The organism is Arhodomonas aquaeolei DSM 8974 (assembly GCF_000374645.1).
Lineage (GTDB): Bacteria > Pseudomonadota > Gammaproteobacteria > Nitrococcales > Nitrococcaceae > Arhodomonas > Arhodomonas aquaeolei.
In genome coordinates this window covers 470,047-484,919 of sequence record NZ_KB894801.1, presented here as the reverse complement: position 1 = coordinate 484,919, position 14,873 = coordinate 470,047, and the positions used below count along the sequence as shown (strand labels likewise).

Annotated in this window: 9 protein-coding genes and 3 tRNA genes; 6 read left to right on the top strand and 6 right to left on the bottom strand. The window is 68.1% G+C overall.

Going from position 1 to position 14,873, the window contains the following annotated elements; all coding sequences use genetic code 11:
- Window positions 1-237 precede the first annotated feature (237 nt).
- Both mprF and C516_RS0104495 read right to left on the bottom strand, forming a co-directional pair.
- Window positions 238-2,811: a bifunctional lysylphosphatidylglycerol flippase/synthetase MprF gene (mprF, locus tag C516_RS0104500; protein WP_018717174.1), complete on the bottom strand. Its 2,574-nt coding sequence runs from the start codon at window positions 2,809-2,811 to the stop codon at window positions 238-240.
- 601 nt (window positions 2,812-3,412) lie between these two features.
- Window positions 3,413-3,487, bottom strand: a tRNA-Val gene (locus C516_RS0104495).
- A 167-nt stretch (window positions 3,488-3,654) separates the two neighbouring features.
- Between C516_RS0104495 and gltX the strand changes: the two genes are divergently transcribed.
- Together gltX and C516_RS0104485 are read left to right on the top strand one after the other, a co-directional pair.
- Window positions 3,655-5,085 (top strand): glutamate--tRNA ligase, encoded by a 1,431-nt coding sequence (gene gltX, locus C516_RS0104490; protein ID WP_018717173.1) that lies wholly within the window; start codon window positions 3,655-3,657, stop codon window positions 5,083-5,085.
- Window positions 5,086-5,126: 41 nt separating this feature from the next.
- Window positions 5,127-5,202 (top strand) — tRNA-Ala (locus C516_RS0104485).
- Window positions 5,203-5,978: 776 nt separating this feature from the next.
- On the opposite strand, the gene C516_RS0104480 is transcribed toward C516_RS0104485, so the two are convergent.
- Window positions 5,979-7,439 carry an SPOR domain-containing protein gene (locus C516_RS0104480; protein ID WP_020608223.1) on the bottom strand — a complete coding sequence of 487 codons (1,461 nt, stop codon included), beginning with the start codon at window positions 7,437-7,439 and terminating at the stop codon, window positions 5,979-5,981.
- 160 nt (window positions 7,440-7,599) lie between these two features.
- On the opposite strand from C516_RS0104480, the gene C516_RS0104475 reads away from it, so the two are divergent.
- A tRNA-Glu gene (locus tag C516_RS0104475) sits at window positions 7,600-7,676 on the top strand.
- A 139-nt stretch (window positions 7,677-7,815) separates the two neighbouring features.
- Here C516_RS0104475 and C516_RS0104470 read toward each other — a convergent pair.
- Window positions 7,816-8,868, bottom strand: coding sequence for a YeiH family protein (locus C516_RS0104470; RefSeq protein ID WP_018717172.1), 1,053 nt, complete (start codon window positions 8,866-8,868; stop codon window positions 7,816-7,818).
- 107 nt (window positions 8,869-8,975) lie between these two features.
- On the opposite strand from C516_RS0104470, the gene C516_RS0104465 reads away from it, so the two are divergent.
- The gene (locus C516_RS0104465) at window positions 8,976-9,896 is read left to right on the top strand and encodes a LysR family transcriptional regulator (protein WP_018717171.1); all 921 of its coding nucleotides are present in this window, start codon (window positions 8,976-8,978) and stop codon (window positions 9,894-9,896) included.
- Here C516_RS0104465 and C516_RS0104460 read toward each other — a convergent pair.
- The gene (locus C516_RS0104460; RefSeq protein WP_018717170.1) at window positions 9,886-10,794 is read right to left on the bottom strand and encodes a DMT family transporter; all 909 of its coding nucleotides are present in this window, start codon (window positions 10,792-10,794) and stop codon (window positions 9,886-9,888) included. The genes C516_RS0104465 and C516_RS0104460 overlap by 11 nt on opposite strands.
- A 111-nt stretch (window positions 10,795-10,905) precedes the next feature.
- Between C516_RS0104460 and C516_RS0104455 the strand changes: the two genes are divergently transcribed.
- Window positions 10,906-11,826, top strand: a complete 921-nt coding sequence (locus tag C516_RS0104455) for a LysR substrate-binding domain-containing protein (protein ID WP_018717169.1) — start codon at window positions 10,906-10,908, stop codon at window positions 11,824-11,826.
- A 91-nt stretch (window positions 11,827-11,917) separates the two neighbouring features.
- Here the strand turns inward: C516_RS0104455 and C516_RS0104450 are convergent, their stop codons facing one another.
- Window positions 11,918-13,150, bottom strand: coding sequence for an EAL and HDOD domain-containing protein (locus C516_RS0104450; RefSeq protein WP_026320940.1), 1,233 nt, complete (start codon window positions 13,148-13,150; stop codon window positions 11,918-11,920).
- Window positions 13,151-13,425: 275 nt separating this feature from the next.
- Between C516_RS0104450 and C516_RS0104445 the strand changes: the two genes are divergently transcribed.
- The gene (locus tag C516_RS0104445) at window positions 13,426-14,871 is read left to right on the top strand and encodes an ATPase domain-containing protein (RefSeq protein WP_018717167.1); all 1,446 of its coding nucleotides are present in this window, start codon (window positions 13,426-13,428) and stop codon (window positions 14,869-14,871) included.
- Window positions 14,872-14,873 lie beyond the last annotated feature (2 nt).

The following is a 14,873-nucleotide window of genomic DNA, read 5'->3' as shown; positions in this document are numbered from 1 at the left end:
GCACACGGCCTGCGACCCCCGGAGCAGCCGCGTGGACGGGGTTCGTCGACGTTCGCGGCATGTCGGGACGGCGGACGTGCCCGGACATCGGTTGCCGGCGCGTCATTACCGCTGGAATCATCGCCGGACGCGTGACCCGGGGGTCCGGACCGGGAAAGAAGGTCCGGGTGGTATTGGCGCTGCTGCGCGAGCTGGCATCCGCCTGAACGGTTCCGGCCGTTCCGGCATCCGCACTGGCTATCGCAGGACCAGCCCGCGGTTGCCTCCGGCGATCAGCGTCGCCACGTCGATCAGCGCCCGGGGTAACGCCAGGCCGCTGGGGGCGATCAGGTAGCGTGGTTCCCAGACCGGTGCATACTTTTCCTTGTAGCGGCGCAGCCCGCGGAAGTTGTAGAAATGCTCCCCATGCTCGAACAGCAGCGTGCCCAGCCGTTGCCAGGTCGGGCCGAGGGACTGATCGTCGAGGCCGGACAAAGGGGCCATTCCGAGGTTGAACCACCGGTAGCCCGCTTCCTGACCCCATAGCATCAGGTGCGTAAACAGGTAGTCCATGACGCCATATGGGGCGTCGTCGCCGTGACGCATCAGGTCGACGGACAGTTCCCCGCCCGCCGGGGCCGTCAGCAGGTTGGCAAAGGCGACCAGCCGCCCGTTGCGCCGGACCGTGGCGCAGTCGAATAGCCGGAGATAGGCGGGCGAGAAGTGGCCCAGCGAAAACCCCTTCTCCCGTGTCCCGCGGCGGTCCAGCCATTGGCGGGAGACCTCGCCCATTTCCCCGATCAGGCGCTCGTCAATTGTCCCGCGGGGCGCGATCGCGAACTCGGCACCCTCGCGTTCCGCCCGCCGCGCGGAGTGTCGCAGATCGCTGCGTCGGTGCCCCTGGAGGGAGAAGTCCGCGAGGTCGACACGGGCCTCTTCGCCGAGCTTGAGCGGTGCGAGGCCGAGGTCGAGGTACAGGGGCAGGGTTGTCGGCGGCACCTGGTAGAACACGGGTCTGCCAGCGTGGAGGTCACACAGTTCCCGGAATCGCCAGACGATATCGGGCCATGCCGAGTCAGGGCCGACGGGATCGCCGAGTGAGATCCAGCTGCGCCCCTGTATCCGGTACATGATGAAGGCGTTGCGATCCGGGTTTAGAAGAAAGCGCTTGTCTCCGGTCAGGGCCAGGGCCGCGCCGGTTCGCGTGGCAGAGGCCACCAGCCGGGCGACATCTGCTGTCTCCCCGACCTTCCCGGTATCAAAGGGTGGTGCGGGGCGTATCAGCTCGCGCAGGACCCAGGTGCTGGTCAGGACCACCACGACCAGCTGAGTGCGGAGTATGCGCGAGGCGTCCGCGTGAAAGGCGAATTGCCACCAAAGCGAGTCCTCGTAAGGGACGTGGCGCAGCGCGAGGACACTGACGAAGCCCGTGAGGGCGATCGCGCCCAGTACCAGGGCCAGCCAGCCCCGGGTGTAGGCGTGTCCGGTCAGGGAGCCTTTGCGGAAAAACGCGCTTCGGGCCATCACCAGGCATGTCAGGACCACGCCCGCAATCAGCGCCTCCTCCCAGTCGAGACCCTTTAGTAGCGAGAACGGGATCGCGGCGGTGAGCAGCAGCACCGTGAGCTGCCAGGCGGAATCGAGCCGCCGGAGAAGGCCGTGTGCGAGAAGCAGCAGCCACAGGCCGACGATACTGCTCAGCAGGTGGGACGCCTCGACGAAGGGCAGGGGCAGCACGTCCCGGAGCATTGCCAGCCGGCCACCGAGCGTCGGTGTTGCCGAGGATATGAGGAGAACCAGTCCACCAAGAAATACGGCGGCCGCCATGACCGGAGGTACCAGTGCGTCGATTGCACCGAGTGGCCATGACGGGCGCTCCGCCGCACGCGGCCAGCGCAGCGTGACTTCCCGGCTAGCCAACAGGATCGCCGCCAACGCGAAAGGCAGCAGGTAGTAAATGACCCGGTACACCAGCAATGCGGCCACGACGGCGGCGCTGTCGCCGTCGGGCAGCGCGATCAGCATCAGTGCCTCGAACACACCCACGCCGCCGGGGCTGTGGCTGAGGATGGCGATCACCATCGCGCCGGTATATATCCCGACGAAAGCGGGCAGGGTCGGGGTGGCGTCAGCAGGGAGGAGTATGTAGAGGGCGGTTGCGGCGAACCCGATGTCCAGCACCCCAAGGGCGAACTGGGTAAGGGTGACCGGCACGGCGGGTACAGCCAGTTGCCAACGGTGCAGTCGTATCGGTGATCGGCGCAGCGCGGTCCAGAGCGTGTAAGACACGGTGACGCCGAGCAGGGTGATGCCTGCCAGCCGGGCCACGGCCGCAGGGAGGGGCAGGATCTGCGCAAGGGTGGCTGGTTCGAACGTGAGCGCCACGGCCAGGAGGAGTATCGCACCCAGGCCGAAGGTGAGCGTGGAGAAGCCCGTGACGGTCGCGATTTCGGCCCCCGAAAGGCCGGCAGCGGAGTAGATCCGGTAGCGGATCGAGCCTCCGGTGAGCAATGGTAGCCCGATATTGTGGCTGAATGCGTAGCTGATAAAGGCCGTGACCGCGAGCTGCCGGTACGGCAGGGGCTTTCGTACGTAATGGAGAGACAGCACCTCGTACACCGTGAGGACGCAGTAAGAGGCCACTGTCGCTGCCAGCGCCATGCCGAGAAGAAGCGGTCGCACGTTCTTGAGGGCGGCACCTATGTCCCGAATCCGGACCTCGGCAAGCAGATGATGCAGTGCCGCCAGGGCAGCCAGGAACAGCACGAGGGAGATGCCACTCCATACGAGGTGATGCCGGTTCACGTTCTGGCCGGCGGACCCAGCTGGCATTGGCTGCCCTCCAGTGGCCTCCCCCTGTTGCCCGCTTCCGGGCCTGTTTGCGTCACGGCTCAGCGGCTGGCCTGCCCGTGCCGGTCCGGTGCCGGCGGCCCTTCGCCAAGTGTGCGGCGGAAGGGCCCACGGCGACGTCCCTGTGGCGTGCATGACAGCTTATCGGAAATCGCGACAGGCCGTTGCGCTTATCCGTCCGTATGCCGGGGTAACGGGAAGGCAATGCCGCGAAGGGTCGAAACCGGGGGACTGACGGTGCGCCCGGGGATGGTGGCGCGGAGGAATCCGGGTCGTGGAGGTTCTGGGCCGGCGAGTTGGTGGTTTTACCCGTGACGTGAGACAGGTAGGCCTCGTCCCGCTGTGCGCTCGGGGGCGCCGCGGCGGGGATGACGTTTTCACCGGTAGCCGCATTGTCGTCGCATGCCGGTGTCCGGGTAGCGGCCCCGGCCGATGGGAAGAGGTGTCGCCGGAGCTTATCCTGTCACCACGGAGCCGCAGCCCTGTGCCGTCTGCGGCCGGCCCCGAGTAGGCGCCCCGCGTCTCCGGTGAGAGCGGGCAATAAAAAAGGGCTTGGGTGTTGATTCCCAAGCCCTTGATATTCTGGTGGGCGGTGCTGGGTTCGAACCAGCGACCCCTGCCGTGTGAAGGCAGTGCTCTCCCGCTGAGCTAACCGCCCGAAAGCGCGGGGCGTAGAGTACTTCGGCCGCCGCCGCGCTGTCAACGCTCGGGTGCGCGTTCGCGCTTCGCCTTTGCTCCGTGAGTTGCTAGCATAACGGGCCTTTCAGCGGCGGCGGGCCCTGCCGAGCGGGCCCGAGTTCGAACCCCCTTTTCCGGAAGGCGCACATGACCGTAAAGACCCGTTTCGCCCCCAGTCCCACCGGCTATCTCCATATCGGTGGTGCACGCACGGCGCTGTTCTCCTGGCTGTATGCCCGGCGGCACGGCGGCCACTTCGTGCTGCGCATCGAGGATACCGACCGTGAGCGCTCCACCCCCGAGGCGATCAATGCGATCCTCGAGGGCATGGCCTGGCTCGGACTCGACTACGACGAGGGGCCGTTCTACCAGACCGAGCGCTTCGACCGCTACGCGGAGGTGATCGACCGCCTCCTGGAGGAGGGCAGGGCGTATCGCTGCTACTGCTCCCGCGAGCGGCTGGAGTCGCTGCGCGAGGCGCAGATGGCGCGCAAGGAGAAGCCCCGCTACGACGGGCGCTGCCGTCACCTCACCGAGCCGCCGGCGGACGCGAGTGGAGACCCGGTGATCCGTTTCCGGACCCCGCTGGAGGGGGAGACGGTGGTCAACGACCGGGTGAAGGGCCGCATCGTGTTCGCCAACCGCGAGCTCGACGACCTCATCATCGCCCGTGCCGACGGCTCGCCGACGTACAACTTCGTCGTGGTGGTGGACGACATGGACATGGGCATCAGCCATGTCATCCGCGGCGACGACCACGTCAACAATACCGCGCGCCAGGTGAACATCCTCCAGGCCCTGGGCGTGGAGCCGCCGGTGTACGCCCACGTGCCGATGATCCTGGACGAGGACGGCAAGAAGCTGTCCAAGCGCACCGGCGCGGCGAGCGTCATGGACTACCGCGATCAGGGCTACCTGCCCGAGGCGGTGCTGAACTATCTCGCGCGGCTGGGATGGTCCCACGGGGACCAGGAGATCTTCACCCTGGATGAGCTCATCCAGCTCTTCGACATCGACGACATCAACCACTCCGCTTCCAGCCTCAACAGCTCCAAGCTCCAGTGGCTGAACCAGCACTACATGAAGACCGGCGACCCGGCCCACGTGGCACGCCACCTGGCCTGGCACCTGGGCGAGATGGGTGTCGATCCGGCCGGGGGACCGTCGCTGGAGGCCCTGGTCAGTGCGCAGGCCGAGCGTACAAAGACCCTGCGGGAGATGGCGCAGAACAGCCTGTTCTTCTTCCGTGAGCCGGAGGGCTACGACGAGAAGGCGGCACGCAAGAACCTCAAGGCCGGGGCGGCACCCGTCCTCGCGGCGTTGCGCGAGGCCCTGTCCGGGCTCGGTCAGTGGCAGACCGAGGCGATCCACGAGACGGTCAGCGGGGTGGCGGAGGGCCAGGAGCTCAAGCTCGGCAAGGTGGCGCAGCCCCTGCGCGTCGCGGTCTCCGGCGGCCCCGTCTCGCCGCCGATCGACGAGACCCTGGCCCTGCTCGGTCGCGAGGCCACGCTGCGCCGTATCGAGGCCGCGGAGGCGTGGATCGCGGAGAATGTGGTCGATCAGCCCCAGGAGGGTTGACGACCCCCGGGCCGGTCGATAGGATACGCACTCCAACGCACGGGGCCATAGCTCAGCTGGGAGAGCGCCTGCATGGCATGCAGGAGGTCGGCGGTTCGATCCCGCCTGGCTCCACCAAACAAAACCGGTGGTTACGCCCTGAACCTCAGGGCGTTTCTACTTTAAGACGGGCGGATCCTCGGATCCGCCCGTTTTGTTTTGGACCTCCGGAATCATTACCTTTCCCCTTCATTCAGGATGGCGAGGCAGCGGGCCGTCATGGTGCCCGGGACGGTGTATCCGGCGGGGTCGTGCACGGCGGTTCAGGCCGCGTGCGACGTTTCCCGTAAACCGCTCGGCGGGGTCGCGCGCCTTCAGCGCCCGACCCGCGGGGGTGGCCGGTAAGGCCGTTACATGAAGTCGGTTGCCTGCGGGCAATCGGCCTGCTCGTGATCCCGACGTTCAGGTAGGGACTGTCTCGCGGATCAGGCGATTTGCGGAGTATAGAGGGTCTGTCCCTGATGACGCCGGAACATATGTGGACGGGCTTGCGCATGGCCGCCCCAACGCGGCCATGCTGGCTTCGCCCCGCCTGCTTAGACGCTGGAGGAACGCGCGGACATCAGGGTTATAAGGCCGGCCGCTCAAGGCTGCCGATGTTGCCCGCGCACGCGGGACGGGATGTTGGCTGCCAGGAGCAGTCAACCTACCGCACCGGCCGTTCACGGGCACGGGGTTCACAAGACCCGTCGGCCCTGGGAGACCCCCTCTCGCCCGGCCCCTCTCCCGCAGGGGGAGAGGGGCGTGGCACGTCCGTGGGTCGGCTGCCCCTGGCAACCGACCTGCTCGTGGCTGCGAAGCAGGTTAGGCCGTGCGCGACGTCCCTGTCTGGTCATGGCGTCCGTCGTGGGCGCTCAGTTGCGCACTGACGAGAAGCGCCGGGGATAGACGTTGTCGGCCCCGATGCTTGCGGGGACGTCCCGCATCGCCGCCGATCGGGAAGGGTAGTCGCCGAGCAGTACGAGATGCCACGTGCCGTTGTCGCCGCTCACCGTGACCACCCGGGCCGAGTCGCGGACCTCCGGGTGGGCGTCCAGGAAGTTCGCGGTGGTCTGCTTCTTCCGTCCGGCGATGAGCTGCAGCGTGTAGCGTCCGCCGTCGCGGCTGGCCAGCCAGTCCTCGCCTGTCCGGGGCTGCTCGGCGGGTGCCTCCTCGTCAGGCTCTTCCTTCGCCGTCTCCGGCGCGGGCTCTGCCGCCGTGTCGGTGGAGGCGGTCTGCGTCTCCGGTGTCCCGTTCTCCTCGGCGGCCGGCGTGGGCTCACCTGCGGACGTCCCGGTCTCGCCGTCACTCGAACCCGCGCCGCTGGCTGGCGGTGCGGCGGCGTCCGCGCTCGCGATTTCGGTGGCGGTCTCCCCCTCGCCGTTGTCGGTTGTGTCGGTCTCGTTGCGTTCGATCGTCTCAATCAGTGCGTCGGGCAGCGCCGGGATGGGCCGGTTGAGCAGGGCGCTGCCCGCGGCGATCTCCGGCGGGAGGCTCACCGAGGGCGGCGTGTCACCCGTGTCGGGGACGTCGACGCGCTTCGTATCGGCGCCGGCTACCGGATCGGCGGAGCCCTGGTCTCCGTCGGTAGTTGAGTCGTCCGCGACCGTTGCGCTCGCGGTGTTGGACGCCGGCTCCGGCTCGATATCGAGCGAGGTGGTCCTGGTGTCCCCGGTGTCCGGTCCGCCGGCGAGGAGTGCGTAGGTGAGGACGGCGACCGCCACCGCGCCGAGCGGCGGCGCGAGCCAGACGGGATGAATACGGCGGCGCCGCGTCACGGGTGCTGCCGCGGCTGCGGTTGCTTCTGATTCCGGCGGCGCCAGGCGGATGCGCTGGATCTGGTCCGCCGCCCGTCCGGCCTCCTGGGCGAGGACCTCCAGCCGGTCCGCCTCCGCCTCGGGACAGAGCAGGGCGATGGGCATGTTCGCGTCGCGCTGGCTGACGAGTCGGCTCAGGGTGAGCAGGGACTGGAGGATGCGTGCCGAGAGCCCGTGCGCATCCTCCACGACCACGGCCAGGGAGAGATTACGGCTCCTGAGCCGGCGCGAGAGCTGATCCGCCGCTGCCGGTTCCCCCGGGTCCGTGCCCGGGTCGAGGAGCAGGCGTTCGGCCAGGTGGTCGTTGTTGTGCGCCGTCGTCACGTCGATGATCGCGGCCGCTGTTTCACTCCCGCCGGCAAGGGCCCGGGCCAGCTGGGCAGCCACTCCGCTGGCGGTCAGTTCGCCGTCCAGGGTGACGATGACGACATTGCTCGTGCACCGCAGCAGGTAACACGCCAGGTCGAGACGTGCGGCGATGTCGCCGTTTTCCTGGAGGAGACTGTCAGCGTCCTGCATGGTGGTCCTCTGTCGCGGTATTGCGGCGACGAGTGTAGCAGGGCAACGGGGCGTTTCCGTGGGGCAGGTCGCACCCCTCGACAGCGCCGGGCACTGCGGTCCGGCGTCGCTTGACACCGTGGGGTCGCCCGCCTAGTATTTCGCCCGCTTGCACGGCAGCGTCCCCATCGTCTAGCCGGCCTAGGACACCACCCTTTCAAGGTGGCGACACGGGTTCGAATCCCGTTGGGGACGCCATTTCCCTCCTTCCGTGATCGCGATCCTAATGCCGCGAGGGCGAGCGTCGCGAACCTCCGCTCCCCCGGGGATTCAGCACTTAAGTGACGGAATTCAAAGACCGCATGGTCATGCGGCCTTTATTGCCATTCCGGTGGTCTCACCCGGTTGTGAGCACGGCACCTGCCAGTGCCAGCAGGCTGATCCATATCGCCATGGCCAGGCCCAGGGCGAGGGGCCGCCAGCCGAGACGCGCGACGGCCACCAGCCGGGTGTGCAGGCCCATGGCGACCATGGCGGCGGCGAGCAGGCCGGAGTCGACGGTCACGAGGGTGTCATGGAGCTGTGCGGGAACCGGGGCGAAGGAGTTCACGCCCACCATCACGACGAACAGGGCGACGAACAGCGGTACCGGCGCGCGCCGGGCCGTGGTGGTGTCCTTCGTCGTGTCCCGCTCCCGGCGGCGCCACCATATCGCCAGGGCGGCGCAGGCCGGGGCCAGCATGGCGACGCGGGAGAGCTTGTACAGGCTCGCGTCGACGCCGGCCTGGTCGTTGAAGGCGAAGCCGGCGGCCACGACCTGGGCGACCTCGTGGATGGAGCTGCCGGCCCAGGCGGAGTACGTGGCCTCGTTGAGCCCCAGCGACGGCGCCAGGGCCGGGTATAGGAACATCGCGATGGTGCCGAAGACGGTGACGATGGCAATGGCGCAGGCGACATCCTCCTCCCGGCCGCGGACCACGCCGTCCACCGCCACCACGGCGGAGGCGCCGCAGATCCCGGTGCCGGAGCCGACGAGCACGCTCAGGGTGTCCGGCAGCCGGAGCGCCCGTCCGAGCACCACCGCCAGGGTCAGGGTGCTGCCCACCGCGAGCACCACCAGTGCGAGCCCGCCCATGCCGACCGAGAGCATGTCCTGCAGCACCAGCCGGAAGCCCAGCAGTACGATGCCGGTGCGCAGCACGTAGTGCAGCGTCCAGCGGATCCCGGGTTCCATGGACGCCGGGATCGGCACGCACAGGCGCACGAGCACACCGGCGAGGATGCCCACGGTCAACGCGCTCAGGGGGACGGCCTGGTTGAGCGCCGGCCAGGCGGCGATGGCGTAGGACAGGCCGGCGAGCACGGCGCACAGGGCGAGCCCCGGGGCGACGGCGGCAAAGCGATCCAGCGCCGGGGACGGCCGGCGGGCGGTAGTGGTGTCGGCGGGCATGTCCAGTCTCCGTCGGTAAAGGATGGCGAGACGGTACCGGCGGGAATCATTTCGCAAAATCGATTATTATTTATTTATAACTTAGGTGACGCCGAATTGTTGTGCCGATGAACCGCTTCACCCTGCGCCAGCTCGAGATATTCGCGACGGTCGTGCGCACCGGCCAGGTCAAGCGTGCGGCGTCGACGCTGCACCTCAGTCAGGCGGCGGTCAGCCAGGCCGTGCACGAGCTCGCCGACGCCCTCGGGATCACGCTGTTCGAGCGTCGCGGCCGGGAGATCGTGCCCACGGCGGCGGCGCGTCAGCTGCTGGAACTCGTGGCGGCCCCGATGGCGGCGCTGGAGGACGTCCCCGCGCAGCTCGCGCCGGGGGATGCCGCGGCAGAGCTGAGCGGGGAGGTGCAGGTTGCCGCCTCCAACACCATTGCCCGCTACGTTCTGCCCGCCGCGCTGGCACGGCTCGGCCAGCAGCACCCGGGCCTGCGGATTACGGTGCTCTCGGGCAACAGCGCGGCGGTGGAGGCGCGCGTCGCTGCACTGGAGGCGGACGTGGGTTTCATCGAGGGACCGGCCCAGCGGGACGATGTCGACGTCTCCGCCTGGCGTACCGATGCGCTGCAGGTGATCGCGCCGGCCGACTATCCGGTGGAGGGGCTGTCGGCGGCGACGCTGGCCGAGCATCCCTGGGTCGTGCGCGAGCCCGGGTCCGGGACCCGGGCGGTGTTCGAGCAGAGCCTGGCACTTGCCGGGCACCCGGTGCCCCGGGGTGGCCTGGTGATGGACGACAGCGGCGCGATCGTGCGTGCGGTGGCGTCCGGCGCGGGGCTGGCCTGTGTGAGCCGGCTGGCCGCGGCCCAGGCGAGTGTCCGGGGCGGGGTGCGCTTCGTCGACGTGCCGGAGCTCTCGCTGCGACGCCCCCTGTGGTGTGTCCGGCGTGCCGTGCCGGCCCATTCGCCGGTGGTCGAGCGCTTTCTGCGGGCGCTGGATGCCGCGCTCGATACAGGCGATGGGGGGCCGCCTACAGGTTGATGCAGACCACGCCGGCGAGGATCGCCGCGCCGCCGACCATGAAGTTCATGCTCAGCGGTTCGCCGAGCAGCAGCGCGCCAAAGGCCACGCCGAACAGGGGCGAGAGGAAGGAGAGCACGCCGAGCCGGGAGGCGAGGTAGCGCCGCAGCAGGGCGAACCACATGAGCAGGGCGGCGAAGGAGACGATGAGCGTCTGGTAGCCCAGGCTCGCCATGGCTTCGCCGGTCAGGCGTGCCCCGGCGAGGTCGCCGGCGATCCAGGCCGCGGGGATAAGCAGTGTGGCGGCGGTCAGGAGCTGGTAGAACAGCGTCTGTAGCGCCGGCGCCTCGGAGAGCCCGCTGCGGCGGACCACGAGGGTCGTGGCGGCCCAGCAGAGCCCGGCGAGGACCCCGAGGAAGTCGCCGAAGGCGATGGCGCTCGTGCCGTCGCCGTCGGAGGCAGTAGGTGCTATCGCGATGACCAGGCCGATGAAGGCGAGCGCGACCGCGAGCCAGTGGCGCGGCGCGAGTTGTTCGCCGGGAACGAGCAGGTGCAGTCCGAGTGCCGCGAACACCGGCGCAGTATAGAGAAAGACGACCATGTGCGAGGCCAGCGTGTAGTTCAGTCCGATCGCGACGAAGGCGAATTCGCTGGTGAAGCCGAGCCCTACCAGCACGCCGGGGCCAAAGCGCGAGGGATCGAACAGTGTCAGGCCGCGCAGGCGGGCGAGAATCCATACCAGAACCATGGCAGCGGTTGAGCGCAGCGCAATCTGGGCGAGGGGCGCGACGTCCCCGGCCACGGCCTTGATGGCGACCTGCTGCAGACCCAGGGCGATGCAGAAGACCGTCATCAGCGCGATGGCCTGACCGTCCAGTCCCTGCCTTATCGCGACACCTCCGCCAGCCTGCTCCGCCACGATGCCGATTCTCCTCTGTTGGGTTCGACCATTGTCCGGGGAAGGCTAGCACTGGCCCGACGGCCGGACGAACGATATATTCACCGCACGAGGGTCAGGAATACTCAACCTATGATCGAGCGCCTGCCACTCAATGCGTTGCGTGCGTTCGTTGTTGCCGCGCGCCATGAGAGTTTCCAGCAGGCCGCTGCGGAGCTGCACGTCACCGCCGGTGCGGTGAGCCGGCAGGTCAAGGAGCTGGAGTCCCGGCTGGCCTTTCCGGTGTTCGAGCGCAACGCCCACGGCGTGCGTCTCAACGCGGCGGGCCGGCGTCTCGCGGAGAGTGCCGGGGCAGGGCTGGACCGGCTCGCCGAGGCCTACCGGGAGGCCCAGCGCTTGCCGCGCGCCGGCCTGTCGATCTCCGCTCCACCCTCGTTCGTGCAGCACTGGCTGCTGCCCCGGCTGGCGGGCTTTGATGCCCGCGGGGAGGAGGTCGCGCTGGAGGCAAGCGAGGTGCTCACGCAGCCGGAATGGGACGACGGCCGTGCCCGTCTCGCCATCCGCTACGGTACCGGGCCATGGCCCGGCGTGGAGGACCGGCCGCTGCTCTCCGACCCCATGTTTCCGGTGTGTTCGCCGGCGTTGCTGGAGCGTGGTCCGCCGCTGCAGGAGCCGGCTGACCTGGCGGCGCACACGTTGATTCATGTCTCCTGCACCGAGCCGGCGATTCCCACCTGGCGGCACTGGCTGGACCACGTCGGGGCCGCCGGGGTGCCGGCCCCGGTGCAGTGGCACTATTCCCTATTCAGTCATGCCCTGGACCAGGCCATCGCCGGCCGCGGTGTTGCGCTGGTGGGACGGGTCGTGGCGGCGGACCGCCTGGACAGCGGGGTACTGGTGCGCCCGTTCGGCGAGCGCTATGCATTCCCTTCGCCGTTCGGCTATAGCCTGATCACACCGGCGGCCGGCGAGCCGCCGCCGTTGGCGGTTCGTTTCATCGACTGGCTGATGGGGGAAGTGGCCCGGTTCCGGGAGGGGCATCCGGGCGACTAGCCGGCCCATGCCGTGTTTTCGCCCGGTTCCGCGTGGATGCCCGGGGAAGGCCCGCCGGGTGGTGCACAATGGGTCGTGACGGTGACGGCGACTACGGATCGGATGCCACCGAAAACATGCTCTGCATGGTCTCGTTGGTCCAGTCCAGGCTGTCCGCGTAGCAGCCCTGCAGCATCGCCGGGTCGTCCCCGCGCGGCAGCTCGGTCCAGCGGCCGTCGACGAACAGGCATACCTTGCCCAGGACGTCGCCGACGTCGTTGTGTCCGCCTTCCAGTGCCTCCCGAATCTCCGTTCCGATATCGATCTCGGCAAACAGTGTCTCCCGCGGGATGTCGAGCAGGGCGTCCATGTGGCGGAGCAGACCCGCGAAGAACGCCTGGTCGGGATCGGCGCGGCCGCTGCGTCCGGCCAGCAACTCGGACATACGCGAGACGGTGAGTGCCTGGCGCACGAGCTCCGTGGGCGTGCCGTCCCGGGCGCCGAGCACCAGCAGGGCGACCCACTTGTGTACCTCCCGGCGCCCGAGCAGCACCAGCGCGTCCTTGAGGCTGCTTACCGGATGACGCACACCCAGGGCGCAGGAATTGAGCACGCGCAGCAGGCGATAGGTCAGCGGCGGGTCGCGTTCGATGAGCTCGATCAGTTGCCGGGTGGACACGTCCGGGTCAGCGAATGCGGCCAGCAGCTGTAGCAGGACGATGCGGTTGCTCTCGGGCACACGCCCGGTGAGCAGCTCCGGACGGCGCAGGAAGTACCCCTGGAAGAGCGTGCAGCCGAGCGTGCGGCAGTGCTCGAACTCCTCGCGCGTCTCCACCTTCTCGGCGAGCAGCGTTACGTTGTGGGGTGCGAGCAGCCGGACCTGTTCGGCCAGCCCGCGTTCGCCGAGCGCCTGCACATCGAGCTTCACGACGTCCGCCAGGGCGATCAGGGGCTCGAGGTGTCCTGCATGGGCGAAATCGTCCAGTGCGATGCGGTAGCCGGTCTCGCGGTAGCGTTTCAGGGCGGTGATCAGTGCCGGTGTGGGCGAGGCGTCCTCGAGGACCTCGATGACCAGCTCCGCCGGGGGAACGGCGGGCAGAGACTCGGCCTCGAGCATGTCCTGCGGCAGATTGACGAAGGCGGGCACGACACTGCTGCCGCCGGACCAGTGCAGGCTGGTGTAGCGGCTGATCAGGACCTCGCTCGTCGCCCGGTCGCCGTCGACCAGGCCGCATGGGCCGCGGCCGTCCGGACTGCGGTAGAGGAGCTCGTAGGCGACGACGTTCACCCCGGTGTCGAAGATAGGCTGGCGGGCCATGAGCACCTGGGTCGCTGTCTCCGTCATCGATGCCCCTGCTGTGTCGCCGATCGAGCGGCAGTGAACGTCCCCGCGACGATTTTTGACGAGCGTTATCCGGAAATCAACGCATGGGGCAAACGCCGCCGGTGGGGCGCTGCTGAACTGGTTGCAGAAAAAACCGTCGTTCGGCGTTAAGTGCCTTTTCCGATAATGATTTGCACTATTCGTGTGCTGAACTAATTTGCAGGTGCGGGAAGCGCGAAAAACAGGTGCCGGCATCGTAAGGCAAGCTGTGCGATGGGCAGGTTCAAGGAGGGGGCATGCGTGGAGACGGAGACCGACTGTCCACCGGGATTGGTGGGCTGGATACCATCCTCGACGGCGGGCTGCTGCCGCGCTCGGCGTATCTGGTGCGTGGCGGGCCGGGCCTTGGCAAAACCACGCTCGGCCTGAATTTTCTCGCAGCGGCCGGGGATGAGGGCAACGCACTGTTCATCGGCTTTCAGGAGGCCGAGGACCAGCTGCGCACGAATGCCGCCTCGGTGGGTATCGATGTAGACGGCATCCGGTTTCTCAGCCTGGCCCCGGACGAGGAATTCTTCACCGGCCAGCAGGGCTACGATGTGTTCACCTCGTCGGACGTCGAGCAGCAGCCGCTGGCGGAGCTCGTGGTCTCCGCGGTGGAGGCCGAGACGCCGACACGCGTGTTCGTCGACTCGCTCACCCAGCTGCGGTTTCTCTCCAGCGACGTTTTCCAGTATCGAAAGCAGGTGCTTTCGTTCCTGCGCTTTCTGCGCGACCGGGGCGCCACCGTACTGTTCTCCTCGGAGAGCAGCCGGGACCTGCCCGACGACGACCTCCAGTTTATGGCCGACGGTGTGATCGCGCTGGGCCGTGACGATATCGGCGCGTCCCTGAGCGTTACCAAATTCCGCGGTTCCGGGTTCCGGGAAGGGCCTCATCAGATGCGCGTGAGCGCACGTGGGCTGGAGGTGTTTCCGCGCCCGAGTCCGCCCGAGAGCAAGCTCACCGAGCAGCAGCGGGGGATCTGGTCGACGGGGATCGCGGCGTTCGACGACATGCTCAGCGGCGGGCTGGAGGCCGGGACGGTTTCGCTCGTCACGGGTCCGTCCGGTATCGGCAAGTCGACCTTTGCCTCGCTGTTCGTCGCGCAGGCGCTGCGCCGTGGGATGCGTGCCGGAATCTATCTCTTCGAGGAGGAGATGGCCTCGTACCTGACGCGTGCCGAGGGGTTCGGTATCGAGTTGCGTGAGCCTGCGCGTAAAGGACGGCTCACCATTGAGCAGATCGAGCCGATGCGCTACCTGGCCGACGAGTTCGCCCTGCGTGTGCGCGAACACGTCGACAAGGAGGGTGTGGAGCTGGTGGTGCTCGACAGCATCGCCGGCTTCGAGCTGGCCCTGGACGGCGAGGGCATCAAGGCGCGACTGCACGCGCTGGCAAAATCCCTGGCGCGTGTCGGAGTGACGGTGCTGCTGATCAACGAGATCGAGGCCATGAGCGGGCAGAGCAGCATCTCCGAGCGCAGTATCAGCTATCTGGCCGATAACGTGATCTGTCTGCGCTATGTCGAGCTGGATGGTGAGATGTGCAAGTCGATCAGCGTGCTCAAGAAGCGGCTTAGCGATTTCGACCACACGCTCTACGCCTTCGAGCTGAACGAGGGCAGCATCCGTCGGGGGGAACCGCTGCGTGGTCTGGGAGACGGCCTCATGACCGCGCAGGCGCGACAGCGGAACCCTTAGTC

Bases quoted from the DNA above. Each gene is read 5' to 3' on its own strand.
- C516_RS0104450 (WP_026320940.1), bottom strand. From the start codon at position 13,150: ATGACGGAGACAGCGACCCAGGTGCTCATGGCCCGCCAGCCTATCTTC.
- C516_RS0104470 (WP_018717172.1), bottom strand. From the start codon at position 8,868: ATGCCCGCCGACACCACTACCGCCCGCCGGCCGTCCCCGGCGCTGGAT.
- gltX (WP_018717173.1), top strand. From the start codon at position 3,655: ATGACCGTAAAGACCCGTTTCGCCCCCAGTCCCACCGGCTATCTCCAT.
- mprF (WP_018717174.1), bottom strand. From the start codon at position 2,811: ATGCCAGCTGGGTCCGCCGGCCAGAACGTGAACCGGCATCACCTCGTA.
- C516_RS0104465 (WP_018717171.1), top strand. From the start codon at position 8,976: ATGAACCGCTTCACCCTGCGCCAGCTCGAGATATTCGCGACGGTCGTG.
- C516_RS0104445 (WP_018717167.1), top strand. From the start codon at position 13,426: ATGCGTGGAGACGGAGACCGACTGTCCACCGGGATTGGTGGGCTGGAT.
- C516_RS0104480 (WP_020608223.1), bottom strand. From the start codon at position 7,439: ATGCAGGACGCTGACAGTCTCCTCCAGGAAAACGGCGACATCGCCGCA.
- C516_RS0104455 (WP_018717169.1), top strand. From the start codon at position 10,906: ATGATCGAGCGCCTGCCACTCAATGCGTTGCGTGCGTTCGTTGTTGCC.